We start from the raw sequence: 21,525 nt of genomic DNA on the forward strand, positions 1-21,525 counted from the left end.
TAAGGAGTTAATATGAATAAAGTAAAAGATTTAATATTAATTGAGAAATATATAAAAATACATAATATAAGCAATTTATTTAGCCCATATATTAAGGAAAATATAGAACTTCTTTTCTTTGACAAAAGAGAATTAATATTTAAAGAGGGGGAGGAGATTACTCATTTAATGTTTTTTGTTGAAGGAAAGGCAAAAGTTTATATGACACTTAAAAATGGGAAATTACTTTTATTAGATTTCTATAAAGAGTTAGATACATTAGGTGATTTAGAATTGGTGACTAATGATATATCTAGTTGTAATGTCGAGGCAATAGAACCTTGTGTTTGTATAGGGATTCCAATAAAGTTCCTGAAGAATAATTACAATAAAGATATTAATCTACTAAACTTTTTATGCAATTCGCTAGGAGAAAAGTTGAAGAGATCTTCTAAAAACTCAAGTATTAATTTACTATACCCATTAGAAAATAGAGTAGCAAGCTATATTATTTCTATAGGAGTAAAAGAAGATAGTAAATATTTTAAGTTCGATGAAACATTGACTATTATATCTGAATTATTAGGGACAAGCTACAGGCATTTATTAAGGACATTGAATAAATTAGTTGATAAAAAAATATTATCTAGAGAGAAGGATTTGTATATAGTTTTAGATTATGAAAAATTAAAAAAACTATCTGCCGATATCTATAGGTAATTTAATTCATATAGAATTTACATAATTTATATATATAGAAATTTAGTATATGATATAATTATCATATCTTTTAAAAAGTGAGGTATAACATATGAAGAAAAAGAGAATTTTAACACTTATTACAGCTATGGCTTTAACTATAGGACTAGTTGGATGTACAGGGGTATCGGCAAAGCTTCCAGAGGGTGATGTTAAAATAGTAAATCAAGACTTACAAGGGACAGTTGATCTATTATTAAAATCATCTAACTATGGTGGAGATAAGAGTACAGTAGCTTCAGTAGTTTTACCAATAGACTCTCAATATGAGGTTACTCTATATAAAGAAAAATATTCAATGGGTGAATTAGTAGAGAATAAAGAAATAACGAAATATACTACGGAAACTATAGCTAAGGATTCAATAATGCATATTATAATTAATGCAGCTAAATTAAATGATGGCGAAGCAGATAAATCTATAATGTCTATTGCAGAAATAGATAGAGAAAATACTACAGATAATAAGAATCCATCATACAAGATAAGCAAATTTAATGAAGAGGCTATAGATTTTGATTCAAAGACTTCAGTAACACAATCTGGAAATTCTTTAGATGAAGATCAAGCTTTAGTAGCTTTTGTTAAGTTCAATGAAGATGATAGTGAAAAGGCAGCAATTAATTTAGATACATATAAAGATGAGGTATCTAAATATAAGGAAGCTACAATTATCAAAATTAATGTAACTAAAAAATAGTAATATAAAGGGAATGTAGGAAATATAAAAAATTACTATATTCCTTTATTTTTTAATTTAAGATTTGATATATTTATTATTAATTTGTATAATTGTTATGAATTTAAATAAATGGAGTGAAGAATATGAGACTAAGAAAAAAGCCATGGGCTAGACCAGAATTAGAGGCCTGTAATTTCTTTATTATAAACCCAAGTGAAAATAAAGGTAAATGGAGAGAATCATTTAATAATAATAACCCAATATACCTAGAGTTAGGCTGTGGAAAGGGTACATTTATAGCTGTTCATGGTTCTGAAAATGAAGATATTAATTACATAGCTATAGATATAAAAGACGAAGTCTTAGTACTAGCTAAAAGAAATATAGAAAAAGCTTATAATGAAAAAGATAGAGAAGTTAACAACTTAAAGCTTATGGCACAGGAAATATCACTTATTGAAGATGTTTTTAGCAAAGATGATATAGTTAACAGAATTTATATTAATTTCTGTAATCCATGGCCAAAGGAAAGACATAAAAAAAGAAGGTTAACTTTTACTAAGCAATTAGAAAAGTATAAAACTTTCTTAGTTGAAAATGGAGAAATATATTTTAAGACAGATGATGATAATTTATTTGAAGAATCATTAGAGTATTTTAAAGAAGCTGGATTTAACATAGAATATATTACTTATGATTTACATAATAGTGATGTTAAAGGAAATGTTAGAACTGAACATGAAAATATGTTTAGTGAACAAGGAATAAAAATTAAGTTCTTAATTGCAAGAAAATAAAATAAAATAAAATAAAAAATGAAGATTGATGATGATAGCCTACTATTGTAGTAGAGACATCATCAATTTTCATTATAAAGATTTATTTATATATTTAATTTAATATCTTAATTTACATATTAGCTCTAAGGTATTTAGAAAAATATCTATTTCATCAATTGAATTATATAAACCAAAGCTAATTCTAACCATTCCAGGCATAGTGCAAGTAGAATCAACTAAATAGCGGCTTGCTTCATCTTCTGATAAACCTAAAAGTCTTTTTACATATGGATGTGCACAAAAGGCACCTTGCCTTACTGCTATTGCTCTAAGGCTTGCTAGAAGTCTTGCAACTTCTGCATGATATATATCTTTTATATTAAATACAGCAATTCCAAGTCTATCAGAAAAATTATTATTATCACCATAAGATATAATATTATTGATTGATTTTAATCCACTTATAGCATGATTTAATAGAATTTGTTCATTTTTTTCTATTGTATCAAATCCGATTTTTTCTAGTTCCTTAAGAGACTGAACTAAAGCAATAGCTCCAAAAAAATTTGGACTTCCTGCTTCATCTTTCTCAGGAGGTAATAAATATACTTGTGAGCTATCGAATACAGCTTCTACAGTTCCCCCTCCCTTAAAATCTGAATTCAATCTTTCAAACTCTTCTTTTAAGCCTACTATTGCCCCACTTCCGAAAGGAGCATAAATTTTATGAGCAGAAAAAACTAAATAATCTATAGGAGTTATAGATAAATCTACTTTCTTATGAGCCACTATTTGAGCACCATCTACAATTAATTTAGCATTATATTTATGAACTAGATTGCATATATAATCTATATCATTAATATATCCTGTTACATTTGAAGCTGCTGTAAGAGAAACATATTTAACTAAACCATTATATCTTTCAAGTAAGTCTTCTAATTCATCTAATTTAAGTCTACCAAGGCTATCTACTTCTATATATTTTAGATTACATTTTTCTCTCCAAGGTAAATCATTAGAGTGATGCTCCATCCTAGTTGTTATTACTATATCTTTAGTATTTTCAATTAATATATTTGATAACCTATTTATACCTTCAGTAGTATTACTTACAAAAATTACGGTATATTTTTCACAAGATCCATTGAAAAATTTTAAAATATAATTTCTTGAGTCTAGATATAATTTAGTTGAGTATTCAGATTTCTGTCCAAGTCCACGTCCGATGGCGCCATATAATTCACAGGCTTTAGTTATTTCAGCTAATACACTTTTAAAGACTGGAGTAGTAGCAGCATTGTCAAAATTAATTGGAATAATATCCTTATTACATAAAATAGGAACCTTTTTATCAAGGCCTATAAATAAATTTTTATAATCTATATTCTTTAAATCCTCCATTAAAAAACCTCCCTAGATATAGTATTCAAGGTTTATAAATATGGTGAGCGAATAAACCATAGTTATATTGAGATTTAAGAGAACATATATAAATATATAACATATACTTATAGTGAAATATTTTTGGGAGGAAATAGATGTATTTAGAAAATTCAAATGGTCAACAAGACGATAATGATTTAAAATTTATACCTTTAAATATAAGAGAACCATTTAGGAATAAGGATTCTAGTTGGTATCCAGAAATAGATACAAGTTTGCCGACTTTAAGTAACATATCTAATAGTTTCATTATGGGCTTATCTGTTCCTGTAGATAATTCAAATCTAGAAGCAAGATCATTTAGAACGTTAGATTACTTGCCAAGAAATGAAATGAACTTAGAAAACCCGATGAAGCAGGTTCTTGATAATCAATTTAATAATAATCAAATGCTAGAGCTACAAATGAATAATGCTAAGAAAAATTTAAATAATCCTAACAATAATATTAATAGTATGAATCCAGCCAGCATGAACCCAGGCGGTATGAATCCAAGTGGAATGAACCCAGGCAACATGAGTCCAGGAAGTATGAATCCAAGTGGAATGAACCCAGGTAGCATGAGTCCAGGAAGTATGAATCCAAGTGGAATGAACCCAGGCAGCATGAGTCCAGGAAGTATGAATCCAAGTGGAATGAACCCAGGTAGCATGAGTCCAGGAAGTATGAATCCAAGTGGTATGAATCCAAGCAGCATGAGCCCTGGGAGTATGAATCCAAATGGAATGAACCCAAGCAGTATGAGTCCAGGAAGTATGAATCCAAATGGAATGACTCCAGGAAGTATGAACCAAGGTAATATGAATCAAGGCAGTATGACACCGGGAAGTATGAATCCTAATAATGTAAGCAATATGCCTAATACTAACCCGATGAACTTACAACAACAGCAATTAAGTAATGATGCTAGTTTTGATTTGGAATACCCATCAGAATCTTTAGGAGAAGAACTCCATTCTTATAATAATGTTGATGGATGCAAAAGTAAGGAGACAAAAAGAGAAAATATATTAATTAACAATAAGCAAGAATCTATAATTAATACTAATGATATTATTTATGGGAATGATAGTTTAGATATTAAAGGAAATGATAACTTAGATATTAAAGAAGATGACAATCTAGATATTAACTATGAAGAGTTTGAAATAGATTTAGTTCATATTGAGCTTTTAAGAGAACTTAATGAAGAGACTAGCTATTCAAGTTTCTTTAGAGGCGAAGGATATAATTTACTTGAAGAGATGGATGAAATTTTTAGCATAATAAGTAAAGATGAAGATATAATAAATATTTTCAAATCCTATAATATGCCAGAGCCAATTTATAATTTAGTTATCAATAAAATAATAAAAAGAACTCTAGAAAATACTACTTATAAGAGAGGTGAGTAAATATGCTGTTTCGTCAAAACTTGCCTAATTTACAGAGTAAAATAAGATTTCTTCATGCTATTCCTATTACGCAAGCAGTAGATGTATATTTAAATGGCCAATTATATGGTAAGAACTTAAGATTCGCTGATATAAGTTGTTATGAAGGGATAGAGACTGGAGATTTTAAGCTTCAAATATATAACTCTGGAACATATGATAACCCTTTGTTTACACAACAAATTAATATATTGCCTAATACAAATTCTACAGTAAATATAGTTTCGTTAAGTGGGAAAATGGATATATTTGTACTAAATGATGCAAACGTACAAGGAAATCTATTAAGCTGTTTCTTAAGGTTTATTCATTTGTCTCCTAATTCCCCTCTTATATCTTTAGCTTTACCAAATGATGTAACTCTATTTGGAAATGTAGAGTATTTAGAGACAACAGGATACTATCCTTTATCACCAGCCATATATAATTTTAAGGTACTCTTTTCTTCTGCAAGTGGATTATTTAAATATATAAGTGATAAGAAGTTAGAAAATGGAAAGTTTTATACAATATATATAATTGGCTTATTAAATAGTACGCCAACTGTTGGATATTTATTGGTAGAAGATGGACGAACCTAGAAAAAATATGTGTTCCTAAGAAAAATAGAAGATTGTGGATTTTAATAGCTTTCAATAATATAAGTTAATGTACTTGGTGAAGAATTATACCAAGTGAACTTATATTATTGGAAGCTTTATTTTGTTAGATTAACTAAATATTTAACAAAATATGCCTAGTAGAGAGTCCTAATTTATAAAGTTTATATTTTTTTTAGTTAATGAGAATACATATGGCTAATTGCTATTGTCAAAATTCCTAAAAAAATTGAAAATAGATAAACTTTGTTATGTTTATATATCCTTGCAGTTGGAATTAGTTCTGCAAAGGCTATATAGAGCATTATTCCAGCTACTAATGCAAAGGTGATTGCTAAAATTACTTCGTTAATGTAAGGTCTTAAAAATAGAAATGCTATTAATGCTCCTATTGGTTCTGCAAGACCGGAGTATAGAGTATATTTAAAAGCTTTCTTCTTACTTTTTGTTGAATAATATATAGGCATAGCAATTGATATACCTTCAGGAATATTATGAAGAGCTATTGCTAATGTTACATAGATGCCTAGTGAAGTATTTTGATATCCAGATATAAAAGTGGCTACTCCTTCAGGAAAGTTATGTATTATTAAGGCTATCATTGATACAAAACCAACTCGATAAAGCTTTTCTTTAGAATTTGTATAGTTATTAATTGAACCTCTAGGATCATCAGGAATAAATTCATCTATTAAATAAGCAATGAAGCTTCCAATTAATAAAAATAAGCAAGATAAAATAATTCCTTTTAAATTTCCTGTAGCTTTAGTTAATACTTCTTCAGCCGATATAAATAAATCAGTAAAAGATACTGTAATCATAACTCCAGCAGAATAAGCAAGCGAAAAAGTTATTAATCTATTATTTTTTTCTTTAGATAGGAATAAGATAAAAGCACCTATTACTGTAGATAATCCAGCAAGAAATGATAAAGTTAATGGTATTAATGATCTCATAACTAGCGTTTTTTCCTCTCTTTAATTTATTTTAACTATTAATAAATATATTGTTTTCAAAAAATACTATGCAAAAAAGAGGAAATTTAATATTATTAGAAGAAGAATTTATATTAGATGGGGGAGTAATATGCTGAGTTACAAAATAGAAGAAAAGTATAATATGATTCCTTTAATTATAAAGGGAACGATGATTAATTCTAAGAATAAAAATTTTGATACTGTAAAATATGGAGATAGTATAAAACAGTATTATAGATTTTTTAAGGGAGAAGAGAATAAAGCTACGATAGTTTTTGTACATGGTGGGGGTTGGTGGCATGGAAGTCCAAAAACCTCAAGTTATATAGGAAGTTTTTTTAATAAGCTTGGATATAACGTTCTAATTATAGGATATAGACTTGTCCCTTTATATAAATATCCAACTCAAATAAATGATGTTTTTGAAGCTTTAAAGCTTTTTCTGAATAATGAAAATGGCACAAGGGATATTGTTGTTATTGGATTTTCAGCGGGAGGGGAACTTGCTTGTAATTTAGTATTTAATCTAAAAAAGCAATTAGAGTATGGGATTAATAAGGATTTATTTAAAGGATTAATTACCTTTGCAGGAGTTCTTGATTTTACTAAGTGTATAACTAAGAGGTCAAGAACATTAATAGAAAACTACATTGGGGATAATAAGAATTATTCTAATCCAATAGATTTAGTTAATTCTGAAGTTAATGCAAAGGTTATGTGTATTCATGGAACTAAAGATCCATTAATAGATATAGATAATTCTATTGCATTCGTAAAAAAGGTTAATGAATATGGGGATAATGCTAAGCTTTTAACTATAAAAGGAAGACATCACTCTGATATTATGTCTTTATTTATTAATAAAGGAGAAAAGGAATCTAAGATAGTTTTAGATTTTATAGAAAATATATGCAAAAATTAAAAGAAAGAAATTATTTATTAGACAATTTAAAAGTTTTTTTAATATTTTTAGTGGTCTTTGGACATGTAATAGAATATTACATTAAGGATTCAAAAATATTAATGACAACATATATTTTTATTTATATCTTTCATATGCCATTATTTATTTTTATTTCTGGATACCTTTCTAAGAATTTTTATAAGATGAAAAGAAAGGCTGTTAAAAATCTTCTAATTCCTTATATTATTTTTAATATGATATGGTACACAGCTGTTTATATAGGGACTAAAAGAGCTATGTTTACAGTGCTTTATCCAGGTTGGACTTTATGGTATTTATTAAGTCTCTTCTTCTGGAGAATTATTTTAAAATATGTAGTTAAAATAAAACATATATTAATTATAAGCTTTATTATAGGTGTTATAGTAGGAGGTATTCCTCTAGTAAATGGATATTTATCTATATCAAGGACTATAGTATTTTTACCATTTTTCCTTTTAGGATATTACACTAAAGAAGAGCATTTTGAAAAGATAAGAAATATCAATAAGATATATGCATTTATAGGAATAATAATATTCTTGTTTATAGCTATTATTGTAGTTCATTATAATTTAGTTGATTATAAATTTTTATATAACTCTTATTCCTTTAGTGATTTAGATGTTGGATTATTTAAAGGATTATTATTTAGAAGTATTTTATATATTTCATCAATTGTATTTGGTGCTTGCGTAATAAGGTTACTTCCAAATGTTAAACAAGGATATAGCAATATAGGTAAGGCAACTATGAATGTTTATGTTTTCCATATTTATTTAGTGATGCTAGTTTATTTCTTTATACCTAAATGGAACATGAGTATTATTCAAAATATTCTAATATTAATTAGTCCATTTTTAATTATTTATATTTTATCTAGGAAAAGAGTGAATAAGGTTTATGAAGGTATTTTCTACCCTGTAAATAAAGGAATAGATACAGGGAAAAGATCCTATAAATGGTTTAGAAAAAAATAATCAAAAAGAAATACTTTACAAATATCAACCTTAATATTATACTGGTGTATATACAGCAGTATAATATTAAGGGGGATTAATAATGGAAAGTAGAGAAAGAATTAGAAAGATGGTATTTGCAGCAGTATTAACAGCAATAGCAATAATAATACCTGTACAATTTGGATTTTTAAAGGTAACAATTGGACCATTTACTGCAACAATAGCATCACATGTACCAATGTTTTTAGCAATGTTAATATCACCATCTGTAGCAGTTATTGTAGGAGTAGGATCAGCTTTTGGATTTTTCCTTACAACTCCAGCAGTAGTAGCAGCAAGAGCGGCAATGCATATAGTGGTAGGTTATGTTGGGGCAAAAATAATTGTTAAAGATAAGAACTTTAAAAAAGCAACATTAATAACAGCACCTATTCATGGAATCTTAGAAGGACTTATAGTTATTCCTTTTGGATTTTCATTTTATCAAATTATTATAGTTGTTGCTTTAGGCACTATTTTACATCATTTTGTAGATGGAACTATTTCCTATGCTTTAGCTACATCTTTAGCAAAAGCTAGAAAAACTGAAGTTTATGAAGTTTTCTCTAATGAAGCAGCTTAGAGTGCTAGCGCACAATTAAGAATGAAAAATGTATAATGAAGAATTAAGGAGGTAATTTCTTCGAAATTACTTGAATTAAGTAGGAAACTCAGCTTAGACTGAGTTTTTTTATTTATGACGATATCTTAGGTTCAAATATGCAAATAACTTTATAAGATTAGGAAAATTAATGTTTGGGGAATGGAGTATTAATTAGTAGTATTTATAAATATTATCTACTTCTTTATAGATAATAGTTGCAATAGTGATTTTTACTTGCTGGTGTAAGGATATTTTTTTATATGATATAATAACAATAAAGTAAATGATTACATGGGGGAGTTATGGATATTAAAGAAATGCTTTGTGATAATCCAGTTATAGCAGCAGTTAAAAACATTGAAGAGCTTGATATTGCATTAGAAAGCAGTGTAGGAATTGTTTTTATTTTATTTGGTGACTTAATTAGCATGAAAGATATTGAAGAGAAAATTAGTAATACTAATAAGCTTTGTATAGTACATATAGATTTAATAGATGGACTTGCATCAAGAGATATATCAATTAAATATTTAAAAGAAAGAACTTCTTTCAAAGGAATTATATCGACTAAGCCACAGATAATAAGAGGGGCAAAGTCCTTGGGATTAATAGCTATTCAAAGGATGTTTGTCTTTGATACATTATCTTTAAATAATATAAACAATCATTTGGTTAAAGAATGTGATGCAGTTGAAATCTTACCTGGAGTTATACCTAAGGTTGTTAGAAAAATTAAAGGTTCTTTAAATAAAGAAATAATTGTTGGTGGTTTAATTGAAACTAAGGAAGAAGTTATAGTGGCCCTTAATTCAGGAGCTACTTGCGTATCTACTACAAAGAGAGAAATATGGGAAGTTTAATATAAATAAAGGGGTGTTTTTATGTCTAAATATATAGTTGCCTTAGATCAAGGGACAACAAGTTCTCGTGCTATTATATTTGATAAGGAGCAAAACATATTAGGAGTTAGTCAAAAGGAAATAAATCAGATCTATCCGAAAAAGGGGTGGGTTGAGCATAATCCTATGGAAATATGGGCTTCTCAATATGGAGTTTTGCAAGAAGCTATAGCAAAGGCTAATATAAAAGTTTCTGAAATATCAGCTATTGGTATAACTAATCAAAGAGAAACGACTATTCTTTGGGATAAGGTTACTGGTGAGCCTATTTATAATGCAATAGTATGGCAATGTAGAAGAACAGCAGAGATATGTGAGAAACTTAAAGAAGATAATGATTTTGTTGAATATGTAAGAGAAAATACTGGACTTGTTATGGATGCATATTTTTCAGCAACAAAGATAAAATGGATATTAGATAATGTAGAAGGGGCAAGAGATAAGGCTGATAGAGGAGAAATACTATTTGGTACTGTTGATACTTGGCTTCTTTGGAGGTTAACAGAAGGAAAAGTACATGTTACAGATTATACAAATGCTTCTAGAACAATGCTTTACAATATAAAAGAATTAAAATGGGATACTAAGATTTTAGAGAAGTTAAAGATTCCAGTTAGTATTTTACCTGAAGTTAAAAATTCTTCAGAGGTATATGGATATGCTGATATAGGTGGTAAGAATGGAGAATTGGTTCCTATAGCAGGAATAGCAGGAGATCAACAAGCTGCTTTATTCGGACAAGGATGCTTTAATAAGGGAGACTCTAAGAATACCTATGGAACAGGTTGCTTTTTACTTATGAATACAGGTGAAGAAAGAGTTAAGAGTAATAATGGATTAATTACAACTATTGCTATAGGGATAGATAATAAGGTTCAGTATGCTCTTGAAGGATCAGTATTTATGGGTGGAGCAATTATTCAATGGATTAGAGATGAACTAAGATTGATTAATGATGCTCAGGATACAGAATACTTCGCAAAGAAAGTTAATGATAATGGTGGAGTTTATATAGTACCTGCTTTTACTGGTCTTGGAGCACCTTATTGGGATATGTATGCAAGAGGAGCTATCTTTGGTTTAACTAGAGGTTCAAATAGAAATCATATAATTAGAGCTGCATTAGAAGCTATAGCTTATCAATCTAAAGATGTTTTAGATGTTATGGAAGAAGAGGCTAGATGTAAGATAAAAGCTTTAAAAGTAGATGGTGGGGCAAGTAGGAATGGATTACTTATGCAATTTCAATCAGATATAATAGGAGCTAATGTAATAAGACCTATTATTACAGAAACTACAGCTTTAGGAGCTGCATTTTTAGCAGGACTTGCAGTTGGTTTTTGGAAAAATAAAGAGGAAATTGAAAGTAGTTTTTATATAAGTGAAGAATATGAGCCTAGAATTAATGCAGAAGAAAGAGATAAGCTATACAAGGGATGGAAAAAGGCTGTTGAGAGAGTAAAGGGATGGGAAAATAATTAAGAATGAAAAATGAATAATGAAGGATTAAGGTAAAAACTCAGCTATGGCTGAGTTTTTTATTTTTAAAGTTATAGTTTGAACTTAATTATTAAGATTAGATCTTGAACTTATATCTGTAAAGAGTTTATTTTATAACAATTTTATATAGGATATGAGAAGGGGTGAAACTAGTTATTTTCAATAGAAAGTGATATAATTTCTTATTAATGGAAAAAATTATAATGTGAAAGTAAGTTTGGAGGAGAGATATGGAAAATACATCACTGATTTTAGAAGGCGGAGGAATGAGAGGAGTATATTCAGCAGGAGTTTTAGATTTATTATTAGATAAGAATATTGATATAAAATATTGTGTTGGTGTATCTGCAGGTGCATGTAACTGTGTTTCGTATATTTCTAAGCAAAAAAAGAGAAATTATAGAGTTAACACTAATTATATTAAAGATAAAAGATATTTAAGTTTTAGTAATTTAATTAAAACAGGTTCTGCTTTTGGGATGGATATGTTGTTTAATCTAATACCAAATGAATTAGAGCCTTTTGATCATAAAGCATTTATAGAATCAGATACAAAATTTTATGTAGGAACTACAAATTGTGAGACTGGATTACCTGAATTTTATAATATAAAAGATTTTAATACTGATGGATATGATGCTCTTAAGGCTTCAATATCCTTACCATTAGTTGCAAAAGTTATTAATTATGATAATAAAAACCTTTTAGATGGGGGGATAGCTGCACCTATTCCAATTAAAAAGGCTATTGATGATGGAATAGAAAAACATGTAGTTATTTTAACTCAACATAAGGGATATAGAAAAAGTAAGACTAAAATGATGCCTTTAATAAAAAGAGCTTATAAGGAGCATCAAGGTTTAATAAATGCAATGGAGAATAGATATAAGGTTTATAATGAAACTTTAGATTTATTAGATGAATTAGAAGCAGAAGGAAAATGCTTTGTAATAAGACCAAGTAGTCCTTTAGAAGTAAGTAGATTTGAAAAGGATAGAGAAAAGTTAGATGCTATTTATAATCAAGGCTATAAAGACGCAAAAGAAAAAGCAGAAGAGTTAGTTAAGTTTTTAGAAAAATAAATGTGTTAAACATATTTAGAATGTATAATGAAGAATGTAGAATGAAGGACAAAACTCCAAAGGAGTTTTTGAAATAAGAATTTTTATTTTAGTAATTCCGAAAGAATTACATCAACAATTCTTCATTTTTCATTATTAATTTTTAATTCAAAAAGAGGTGTTTTTAAAAAATGAGGATATTTCATATGGGTGACTGGCATATCGGGAAGCTTGTAAATGGATTTTATATGACAGAAGATCAAGAATATATTATAAATCAATTATATAGGGCAATTGAAGAAAAAGAGCCAGATGTATTAATAATTGCTGGTGATCTATATGATAGATCAATACCTCCAGTGCCAGCAGTAGAGCTTTTAAATAATGCACTTATGAAGATAGTTAAGGATTTAAATACTAAAGTTATTGCCATAGCTGGAAATCATGATAGTAATGAGAGAATAGAATTTGCTAGTTCTCTTTTATCTTCCTCTGGACTTTACATAAGTGGAAATCTTAAAGAGAAGATTGAAAAAATAACTTTAGAAGATGAGTTTGGAAAAGTGAATTTCTATCCTATACCTTATGCTGATGTGCCATATGTAAGAGATTTATTTGAAGATGAAGAAATAAAAAATTATGATATTGCAATGGAAAGAGTAGTTTCTAATATTTCCAAGGAAATAAACAAGGAAGAAAGAAATATTGCTATTGCACATGGATATGTAACTAAGGTTAGTGAAGATAGCTATGAAGAATTAGAGGTTAGTGATTCAGAAAAACCTCTATCTATAGGAGGAACAGAATATATAAGTTCTAAGCATTTTGATATATTTAATTATACAGCCTTAGGGCATTTACATGGACCACAAAAAGTAGGTAGTGACAAAATAAGATATTCAGGATCTTTAATGAAATACTCTTTTTCTGAAGTAAAGCAGAAGAAGGGAATTACTATAGTTGATATTGATGAAAAAGGTGGAGTAAAAGTAGATTTTTATCCTTTAAAGCCTAAAAGAGATTTTAGGGAAATAAAAGGAGAACTAAGTGAAATAATTAAAGCTTTTGATAAAGATGCTTTAGATAATGAAGATTATATAAAAGTAACATTAAAGGATAAGGGTGAGATATTAGATCCAATGGCTAAGCTTAGAGCTTTATATCCTAATGTTATGGAATTAATTAGAGAAGAAAAGGCATTGAGAAATAATAATAGGAATGTTGCTTTAAATGTTAAAGAAAAATCAAAGATAATTTTATTTAAAAACTTCTATGAGGATATATTGGAAGATGAGTGTTCTGAAGAAGAAATAATGATTATGGAATCAATAATTGAAGCTGCTGAAAAGGTAGGTGAGTAAGGTGAAGATAAGAAGATTAAAATTTTGTGCTTTTGGGCCTTACGCTAAAGAGGTTGATTTAGATTTTGATGAAAATTTGAATAACAAAAATATGTTTGTTATTACAGGTAATACTGGCGCTGGCAAGACTACTATTTTTGATGCAATTAATTTTGCATTATATGGAGAAGCAAGTGGTAGTGATAGAGATGGTAAGGCTTTTAGAAGTGACTTTGCAGATAAAGCAACTGATACTGAAGTAGAACTTTGGTTTTCTTTAAAGGGAAAAGAATATTATATAAAAAGAAATCCAAATTATTCTAGGGCAAAACAAAGAGGTGAGGGATTTACTGAACAAAAGGCAGGAGCGGAGATTAAATTTGAGGATAAAACCATAACAGGGGCTAAAGAAGTTACAAGGTTAGTTGAAGATATACTTGGAATAACTTGTGACCAATTCAAACAGCTAGTTATGATTCCACAAGGTGAGTTTAAGAAACTTCTAAATGCAGATAGTGATAAGAAGGAAGAAATATTTAGAAAGATTTTTGGAACTAAGATTTTTTCTGATATCCAACAGAATATAAAAATTGAAGCTAATAACTTAAAAAAGATTATTGAAACTATTCAAAGGGATAGAGAAAATAGAATTAGAGCTTTTTTATGTAGAGAAGATGATAGTGATTTAAGTAGTTTGATTTCTAATAAAGATTTAAATATTGATTTAATATTAGAAGGTTTTTATGATTCTATTTCTAAGGATGAAAAAGATGAAGATATAATTAAAGAAAACTTACAAAGAGTAAATAAAGAAATCAATAAATTATCTAAAGAATTGGCTTTAGCTAATGATATAAATAAAAAGTTAGAGAATTTAGAAGCCTATAAGAAGGAATTTAATACTTTAACATTATTAAAAGAAGAATATAAACTTAAAGAAGAAAATTTAAGTAATGGTAAGAAAGCTGTTACTGCCTTAAGCTATGAGGATAAGTATAAGGAAAAGAAGAGTTACCTCTCTAAAAATGAGAAAGAATTAAGTATAAGTAATGAAAGGTTAAATAATTATAAAGTTTCTTTGAAAGAAGCAGAAAAATTATTTGAAATACAAGTAGAAAAGGAACCATTAAAAAATGAATTAATTAAAAAGCTTGATGAAGTAGAGAGTTTAAAAGATAAGGCTTTGAATTATGAGGAAAATAAGGAAAAATTAAATACTTATATTTTTAAAGCTAATAAGATAAAGACAGAAATAAAAAAAGCTACAGAAAACAGTGAAGATAATAGCAAACTTATAAAATCTCTAAATGAAGAATTAGGCAATATAAGTATTTTTAAAGAAAAGAAGAACTCATTAAAAATAGAAGAACTTAATTTAAAAAGCAAGTTAGATAAGCTATATAAGTTAAAAGACGCAATAGAAAAATCATTAAATGAAGAACAAAGACATAGTAAGGGAGCAGCTTATTACGAAGAAGCAAATAAAGAGTATTTAAATAAAAAAGAAAACTATGAAAAGCTTGAAGATACTTTTAGAAGAAATCAAGCAGGAATTTTAGCAAAGTCTTTAAAGGATGGAGATCCATGTCCAGTTTGTGGTTCTACTAATCATCCTATATTAGCGGAGTTAGAATCAGAAAGTATTACAGAAGTTTTAGTAAAAGAATCAAAATCAGTAAGTGATTTAGCTTATGAAAGAAGAGAAAAATACTATAGGGAATTAACTAAGATAGTAACTGAAATAACTTCTTTAAAAGAAAAATATATTAAGCCTCTATATAAAGAAATTTTCTTAGATGATTTAAATGAAGAAACTGAAGATTTATTAAAAATAGCTAAAGAGGCTATTTTAGAAGAGGAAGAAAAGTTAAATAAGCTAACTAATGATTTAACTTTAATTGAAAAAGAGTTATCTAAAGAAAATAAGACTATATTAATTAAAGAAGAAAAAGAAAAATCTAATGAAATTTTAAAGATTAATATAGAAAAGTTTAATAATGAACTTTTAGAGGTAGAGGGAGAAGTAAAAACTCAAGAAGCTAATTTAAATAATATTTTAAAAGACTTCAAAGGTGAGTTTAGAACAGTTACAGCTTTAGATAAGGAAAAATTAGAGTTAAATAAAGCTTTAAATGATTTAATAGAAGATTATAAAAAAGCAGAAAAGTATTATAAAGATAGTAAATCAAACTATGATAAGGAAAATGGAAATAAAATATCTTTAGAATCATTAGTAAAGTCTAATAAGGAAGATTTAGATAAGGCTATAGAAGAATTTAAAGATAAGGTTTTAGCTTTAGGTTTCAAAAACTACAATGATTATGCGGAAAAAAGAATAACTGAAGAGGAAATAGAAGTTTTAGAAAAGGACATTAATAATTATAATATTAAGCTTTCTAATGCTGAAAGGGTTTATAACCTTGCTTTAGAGGAAACAAAAGACTCAGAAGTCCAAGATGTTAATTCTATAAATGAAGGTTTAAACATTAAAAATACTGAGAAGGAAAAAATAGAGAAGGTTGAAAAAGAAATTTATTATAGAATAAACCAAAATAAAAAAATCATTAGTGAGTGCTTAAATTATAATAAGTTAATTAAGAATGATGAAGAAAAATATAAAGTAGTTGGTAAGTTAGCAAAGATTATAAATGGAGATAATCCAAGAAAAATAAGCTTTGAAAGATATGTTTTAGCGGCTTACTTTGAAGATATTATTACATCAGCTAATTTAAGATTTACTCAAATGACTAATAATAGATTTGAATTATTAAGGAAAGAAGATTTAGGAGATAAAAGAAAAGGTCAGGGGTTAGACCTTGAGGTGTTTGATAACTATACTGGAAAGGCTAGAGATGTAAAGACATTATCAGGTGGAGAAGCCTTTAAGGCATCATTATCTATGGCTTTAGGCCTAGCTGATGTGGTTCAAAGATATTCAGGGGGAATTCAATTAGATACTATGTTTATAGATGAAGGATTTGGAACATTAGATCCTGACTCTTTAGATAATGCTATTGAATGTTTAGTTAACTTACAAAATGATGGAAGAGTAGTAGGTATAATATCTCACGTACAGGAATTAAAAGATAGGATAGAAGTAAAATTAGAAGTAGCTTCTACTAATAAGGGAAGTACTGCTGTATTTAAAAAATAGTCTATTAGAATTTGCTGTTAAATCTTTAATTTTATTAGAAATAATAGGATATACTCTATAAGTTTAACCATTAAGATTTATTTACAGCCAAAAGATTGACAAATTAATAAGTTTGTATAGTATAAATAGGACTTAATCCCCAAAAAAGAAGGGGGTTAAGTCTTTATTAGTATAAAGTTTTATATTAAATAAAATATGGTATAGATATTTTGAAATTAGCAAGCGAGAAGTTTTAGGATAAATTGAAAGTTAGGTAGTTTTTTATGGAAATATATACTAAGTAATATATTAACATTTAAACTAAAATTTGATTAAATAATAACGATAATTATACGATGATATAAAAGGGAGAATAATTATGTATAAAAGGAGAAGGAATTATGGAAAATCTAAAGAAAAGAAAGAGTATAGTTACGAATATATTTATAATTATAATTCCTATAATAGTAATAATAAGTATATTACTACCTACTATTTCTTATAAAACAGCTAAGGAAGAAATAATTAATATGGCTGAGAGTTTATTGACACAGATATCTAAAGATACTGCAACTATAGTTCAAAAAGAAATAAGAGAAAATGCGCAATTAGCAGAGGATATAGCTACATACTTGGAATTAAAGGGAGTTAAATCTAAAGATGATATTATGAAAGAGCTTAAAGGAAAGCTTGAAGAAAGTCAATTTAAAACTTTGGCATTTGCTGATAAGTCAGGTAATTATTTAGATACTGATGGTAAAACAACTAATGTTAAAGAAAGAGCCGAATTTCAAATGGCTATTGAAGGAACACGAGCAGCTTCAGAATTATATACTTCAGAGATAGATAATCAATTGGAAGTGTCCTACTGTGCTCCATTAAGGAATAACAATGAAATTATAGGTGTTATAATTGGTACAAAGGATGGGTTAGAATATAGTAATATAGCAAACTCTATAGAAGTTGGGAATGATGGTTTTGCATTTATATTAGATAAACAATCAGGACAAATTTTAGCTCATCCTGAGACAGAATTAGTAAAGAATCTAAAAAATGTTGAAGAGCTAGTTAGTACAGATAAAAAGTATGAATCATTTGGCAAGGCTAGTGAGGATATGAGAAATAATATAGAGGGGATAACTAAGTATAAAATAGATGGAGAAGAAAGAATAGTTGTACATACGGGAATATTATCAGACTATTGGATACTTGGAATTTCAGTAAGTCAAAATTCTATTTTAGCAGGGCTAAAATCTATGAGTATGATGCTATTAGCTGTAACTTCAATTCTAATAGTAATAGCAATATTAATAGTAATTAAGCTTTCTAAGAACATAAATGTAGGTGTTAAATCTCTTAAGGATTCTATTAATGAAATTGCAAAGGGAAACTTTAGCTCAGAAATAGACGATAAATTAAAAAATAGAAATGATGAATTTGGAGAAATAGCTTTAGATATAGAAGAGATAAATGTAAATATGTCTTCAATGGTTAAAACTTTAAAGGATATGTCCGTTAAAGTTGACCTTTCTTCTAAAGAATTAAATAATACATATGAAACTTTAAGTACAAATAATGAAAATATTTCACAGTCTATAAAAGATGTTGCTCAAGGAACTTCATTACAGACAAATAATTTATCTAATATTACAGTTAAGCTAGATTCTTTTAATACCCTATTAAAGGATATGGATAATTGTATTGAATCAATTAGTAATGTAGCTAATGAAATTGATAAGAATGCAAAGAATAGTAATTCAGATATGAGAATTGTTACAGATGAGATTAAAGAACTAACTGTTAAATTTGATATGTTTATAAATAATATAAATGAAATGAGTATGAAATTTAAGGGAATAACTAATATAACTGCAATTATTGAAGGCATATCACAACAAACAAAATTATTATCATTAAATGCATCTATAGAATCAGCTAAGGCAGGGGAAGCTGGAAAAGGGTTCAGTGTTGTTGCAGAAGAAATAGGAAAATTAGCAGAAGAAAGTACTAAATCTACAAATGAAATAAACAATTCAGTAGAAGAAATATTTAAAGAAATTAAAATACTTATTAATGAATCAGAGAATATGAGTGAATATATAAATAATCAAGTAGAAGCTATTAAAAGTACTATATTATCATTTGAAGATATATCAACATCTATTGATAGAATACAACCTATGATAAGTGATATATCAGATAAATCAAACAATGTTGAAAAAGAAAAAATTGCAATTTTAACTGAAGTTGACGAACTTTTAGCAATATCAGAAGAAGTAACAGCTTCTGCTGAAGAGATAGCATCATCATCAGATAAGGTTAGTATGCTGAGTAAAAATGTAACAAACTCATCAGTGGAATTAGTAGAATTAACAGATAATATGAAAGAACAAATTGAAAAGTTTAAAGTGAAAGAATAGGTTAAATACTAATAGGGACAGTGGCTAATTTTGCTTTTATGCAAAACCTGCTACTGTCCCTATTATGGATATGATAAGCTGATATAAGTTTATACATATTGATATATTTTTGCTCTTTTAGATTAATGATATTATTATTTGTTTTTTTATCCATTGATTTTCGTTACAAAATATAAGAACTATGTAAGATGTAGCTTTTATAAAAATTAACTTAGATAAGTAACTAATGTTACCGAGTTTCTTTTTTATTGTTTATATAATATAGCCATAAAGTAATTAATTTAAAAGATTCGAAATAGGGGGAATTGTTTTATGGAAAATAAAATGTTTTGTTTTCAATGTCAAGAAACTGCAGGGTGTACTGGATGTACTAAATTTGGAGTATGTGGTAAATCACCTGATTTAGCAAGAATGCAAGATCTTTTAGTATATGTAAGCAAAGGTTTATCAGAAGTTACAACTAGACTTAGAAAAGAAGGAAAAGAAATTTCAAGTGAAGTGAATCACTTTATAACTATAAATTTATTTACTACAATTACTAATGCTAATTTTGATGATGAAATATTTTATGAAAGAGTAAAAAGAGCTTTAGAAATAAAGGAAGAATTATTAAATAAACTATCAAATAAAGATGGTTTATCAGAAGCAGCATTATGGAATGCTACTACTAGAGAAGAATATGATGAAAAATCAAAAGTAGTTGGAGTATTAGCAACTAAAGATGAGGATATAAGAAGCTTAAGAGAACTTATAACTTACGGATTAAAAGGATTAGCAGCATATATGAAGCATGCTAATGAATTAAGCTATGACAATGAAGAAGTAAGTGCCTTTATGCAAGAAACTTTAGCTAAGTTATTAAATGATAACTTAACAGTTGATGAATTAGTTGCATTAACATTAGAAACAGGTAAAGTAGGGGTAGATGGTATGGCTCTACTTGATAGTGCTAACACTGGAACTTATGGACATCCAGAAATGACAAAAGTTAATATAGGTGTTAGAAATAACCCAGGAATATTAGTATCAGGTCATGATTTAAAGGACTTGGAACAGTTATTAGAGCAAACAAAAGGAACAGGAGTAGATGTTTATACTCACTCAGAAATGTTACCAGCTCACTATTATCCAGCATTTAAGAAATATGATCATTTTGTAGGAAACTACGGAAATGCTTGGTGGAAGCAAAAAGAAGAATTTGAAAGCTTTAATGGACCTATATTAATGACTACAAATTGTATAGTGCCACCAAAAGATAGTTATAAAGATAGAGTATTTACAACTGGAGCTGCAGGATTCCCAGGATGTAAGCATATAGATGGAATTGATGGAGAAACTAAGGATTTCTCAGAAATAATTGAACTTGCTAAAACATGTAAGGCTCCAATAGAAATAGAAAATGGAGAAATAATTGGTGGATTTGCTCATAATCAAGTAATGCAACTTGCTGATAAAGTAGTTGATGCTGTTAAATCAGGAGCTATAAAGAAGTTCTTTGTAATGGCAGGATGTGATGGAAGAGCTAAGTCAAGAAATTACTATACTGATTTTGCAAAGGCTCTGCCAAAAGATACTGTAATATTAACAGCAGGATGTGCAAAATATAAATATAACAAATTAGACTTAGGTGATATTGGTGGAATTCCAAGAGTTCTAGACGCTGGTCAATGTAATGATTCATATTCTTTAGCATTAATAGCATTAAAGCTTAAAGAAGTATTTGAACTACAAGATATTAACGATTTACCAATAGCATTTAATATAGCTTGGTATGAACAAAAGGCAGTTATAGTATTGTTATCATTACTATACTTAGGTGTTAAGAATATCCATTTAGGACCAACATTACCAGCCTTCCTTTCTCCAAATGTTGCAAAGGTATTAGTTGATAACTTCGGTATTGGTGGAATAACTAATGTAGAAGATGACTTAAAGATGTTTTTAGCTTAAAATAGAAATATAAAATTTAC

The 21,525-nt window shown here is 27.9% G+C and carries 17 protein-coding genes; 15 read left to right on the forward strand and 2 right to left on the reverse strand.

Annotated elements, in window-relative coordinates:
- Positions 1–12: 12 nt before the first annotated feature.
- The 3 genes from GPX08_RS12355 to trmB all read left to right on the forward strand — a co-directional run bounded on the left by GPX08_RS12355 (position 13) and on the right by trmB (position 2,217).
- Entirely contained in the window at positions 13–699 is a 687-nt protein-coding gene (locus GPX08_RS12355) for a cyclic nucleotide-binding domain-containing protein (RefSeq protein WP_156627111.1), read from the forward strand.
- A gap of 91 nt (positions 700–790) precedes the next feature.
- Entirely contained in the window at positions 791–1,438 is a 648-nt protein-coding gene (locus GPX08_RS12360) for a hypothetical protein (RefSeq protein ID WP_156627112.1), read from the forward strand.
- Between the two features lie 125 nt (positions 1,439–1,563).
- Positions 1,564–2,217: a tRNA (guanosine(46)-N7)-methyltransferase TrmB gene (gene trmB, locus GPX08_RS12365; protein WP_156627113.1), complete on the forward strand. Its 654-nt coding sequence runs from the start codon at positions 1,564–1,566 to the stop codon at positions 2,215–2,217.
- Positions 2,218–2,316: 99 nt separating this feature from the next.
- Here the strand turns inward: trmB and GPX08_RS12370 are convergent, their stop codons facing one another.
- On the reverse strand, positions 2,317–3,603 hold the full coding sequence (locus GPX08_RS12370) for an aminotransferase class V-fold PLP-dependent enzyme (protein ID WP_156627114.1): 1,287 nt from the start codon (positions 3,601–3,603) through the stop codon (positions 2,317–2,319).
- Between the two features lie 137 nt (positions 3,604–3,740).
- On the opposite strand from GPX08_RS12370, the gene GPX08_RS12375 reads away from it, so the two are divergent.
- Entirely contained in the window at positions 3,741–5,039 is a 1,299-nt protein-coding gene (locus tag GPX08_RS12375) for a hypothetical protein (RefSeq protein WP_156627115.1), read from the forward strand.
- Positions 5,040–5,041: 2 nt separating this feature from the next.
- On the forward strand, positions 5,042–5,659 hold the full coding sequence (locus tag GPX08_RS12380) for a DUF4397 domain-containing protein (protein WP_156627116.1): 618 nt from the start codon (positions 5,042–5,044) through the stop codon (positions 5,657–5,659).
- 197 nt (positions 5,660–5,856) lie between these two features.
- Here the strand turns inward: GPX08_RS12380 and zupT are convergent, their stop codons facing one another.
- Positions 5,857–6,633, reverse strand: a complete 777-nt coding sequence (gene zupT / locus GPX08_RS12385) for a zinc transporter ZupT (protein WP_156627117.1) — start codon at positions 6,631–6,633, stop codon at positions 5,857–5,859.
- A gap of 130 nt (positions 6,634–6,763) precedes the next feature.
- Between zupT and GPX08_RS12390 the strand changes: the two genes are divergently transcribed.
- From GPX08_RS12390 to hcp, 10 genes are all read left to right on the forward strand, one after another.
- Positions 6,764–7,576: an alpha/beta hydrolase fold domain-containing protein gene (locus GPX08_RS12390; RefSeq protein ID WP_156627118.1), complete on the forward strand. Its 813-nt coding sequence runs from the start codon at positions 6,764–6,766 to the stop codon at positions 7,574–7,576.
- Positions 7,564–8,577 (forward strand): acyltransferase family protein, encoded by a 1,014-nt coding sequence (locus GPX08_RS12395; RefSeq protein WP_156627119.1) that lies wholly within the window; start codon positions 7,564–7,566, stop codon positions 8,575–8,577. The genes GPX08_RS12390 and GPX08_RS12395 overlap by 13 nt, the downstream gene beginning before the upstream one ends.
- Before the next feature lie 82 nt (positions 8,578–8,659).
- A complete protein-coding gene (locus tag GPX08_RS12400) occupies positions 8,660–9,181 on the forward strand; it encodes an ECF transporter S component (RefSeq protein ID WP_156627120.1) in 522 nt (173 codons plus the stop codon).
- 323 nt (positions 9,182–9,504) lie between these two features.
- A complete protein-coding gene (locus tag GPX08_RS12405; protein ID WP_156627121.1) occupies positions 9,505–10,062 on the forward strand; it encodes a glycerol-3-phosphate responsive antiterminator in 558 nt (185 codons plus the stop codon).
- A gap of 21 nt (positions 10,063–10,083) precedes the next feature.
- Positions 10,084–11,583 carry a glycerol kinase GlpK gene (gene glpK, locus GPX08_RS12410; protein ID WP_156627122.1) on the forward strand — a complete coding sequence of 500 codons (1,500 nt, stop codon included), beginning with the start codon at positions 10,084–10,086 and terminating at the stop codon, positions 11,581–11,583.
- Between the two features lie 248 nt (positions 11,584–11,831).
- The gene (locus GPX08_RS12415; protein ID WP_156627123.1) at positions 11,832–12,683 is read left to right on the forward strand and encodes a patatin family protein; all 852 of its coding nucleotides are present in this window, start codon (positions 11,832–11,834) and stop codon (positions 12,681–12,683) included.
- A 170-nt stretch (positions 12,684–12,853) separates the two neighbouring features.
- Positions 12,854–14,023: an exonuclease subunit SbcD gene (gene sbcD, locus GPX08_RS12420; protein WP_156627124.1), complete on the forward strand. Its 1,170-nt coding sequence runs from the start codon at positions 12,854–12,856 to the stop codon at positions 14,021–14,023.
- 1 nt (position 14,024) lies between these two features.
- On the forward strand, positions 14,025–17,156 hold the full coding sequence (locus GPX08_RS12425) for an AAA family ATPase (protein WP_156627125.1): 3,132 nt from the start codon (positions 14,025–14,027) through the stop codon (positions 17,154–17,156).
- A gap of 380 nt (positions 17,157–17,536) precedes the next feature.
- A complete protein-coding gene (locus GPX08_RS12430) occupies positions 17,537–19,555 on the forward strand; it encodes a HAMP domain-containing protein (RefSeq protein WP_156627126.1) in 2,019 nt (672 codons plus the stop codon).
- Positions 19,556–19,867: 312 nt separating this feature from the next.
- Positions 19,868–21,505: a hydroxylamine reductase gene (hcp, locus tag GPX08_RS12435; RefSeq protein ID WP_156627127.1), complete on the forward strand. Its 1,638-nt coding sequence runs from the start codon at positions 19,868–19,870 to the stop codon at positions 21,503–21,505.
- Positions 21,506–21,525 lie beyond the last annotated feature (20 nt).

This window comes from Clostridium tertium, from assembly GCF_902652255.1.
GTDB lineage: Bacteria > Bacillota > Clostridia > Clostridiales > Clostridiaceae > Clostridium > Clostridium tertium_A.

Coding starts and splice junctions, on each gene's coding strand:
- GPX08_RS12430 (WP_156627126.1), top strand. CDS start 17,537: ATGGAAAATCTAAAGAAAAGAAAGAGTATAGTTACGAATATATTTATA.
- GPX08_RS12355 (WP_156627111.1), top strand. CDS start 13: ATGAATAAAGTAAAAGATTTAATATTAATTGAGAAATATATAAAAATA.
- GPX08_RS12360 (WP_156627112.1), top strand. CDS start 791: ATGAAGAAAAAGAGAATTTTAACACTTATTACAGCTATGGCTTTAACT.
- GPX08_RS12415 (WP_156627123.1), top strand. CDS start 11,832: ATGGAAAATACATCACTGATTTTAGAAGGCGGAGGAATGAGAGGAGTA.
- GPX08_RS12380 (WP_156627116.1), top strand. CDS start 5,042: ATGCTGTTTCGTCAAAACTTGCCTAATTTACAGAGTAAAATAAGATTT.
- GPX08_RS12395 (WP_156627119.1), top strand. CDS start 7,564: ATGCAAAAATTAAAAGAAAGAAATTATTTATTAGACAATTTAAAAGTT.
- GPX08_RS12375 (WP_156627115.1), top strand. CDS start 3,741: ATGTATTTAGAAAATTCAAATGGTCAACAAGACGATAATGATTTAAAA.
- sbcD (WP_156627124.1), top strand. CDS start 12,854: ATGAGGATATTTCATATGGGTGACTGGCATATCGGGAAGCTTGTAAAT.
- hcp (WP_156627127.1), top strand. CDS start 19,868: ATGGAAAATAAAATGTTTTGTTTTCAATGTCAAGAAACTGCAGGGTGT.
- GPX08_RS12390 (WP_156627118.1), top strand. CDS start 6,764: ATGCTGAGTTACAAAATAGAAGAAAAGTATAATATGATTCCTTTAATT.
- GPX08_RS12405 (WP_156627121.1), top strand. CDS start 9,505: ATGGATATTAAAGAAATGCTTTGTGATAATCCAGTTATAGCAGCAGTT.
- zupT (WP_156627117.1), bottom strand. CDS start 6,633: ATGAGATCATTAATACCATTAACTTTATCATTTCTTGCTGGATTATCT.
- glpK (WP_156627122.1), top strand. CDS start 10,084: ATGTCTAAATATATAGTTGCCTTAGATCAAGGGACAACAAGTTCTCGT.
- GPX08_RS12370 (WP_156627114.1), bottom strand. CDS start 3,603: ATGGAGGATTTAAAGAATATAGATTATAAAAATTTATTTATAGGCCTT.
- GPX08_RS12400 (WP_156627120.1), top strand. CDS start 8,660: ATGGAAAGTAGAGAAAGAATTAGAAAGATGGTATTTGCAGCAGTATTA.
- trmB (WP_156627113.1), top strand. CDS start 1,564: ATGAGACTAAGAAAAAAGCCATGGGCTAGACCAGAATTAGAGGCCTGT.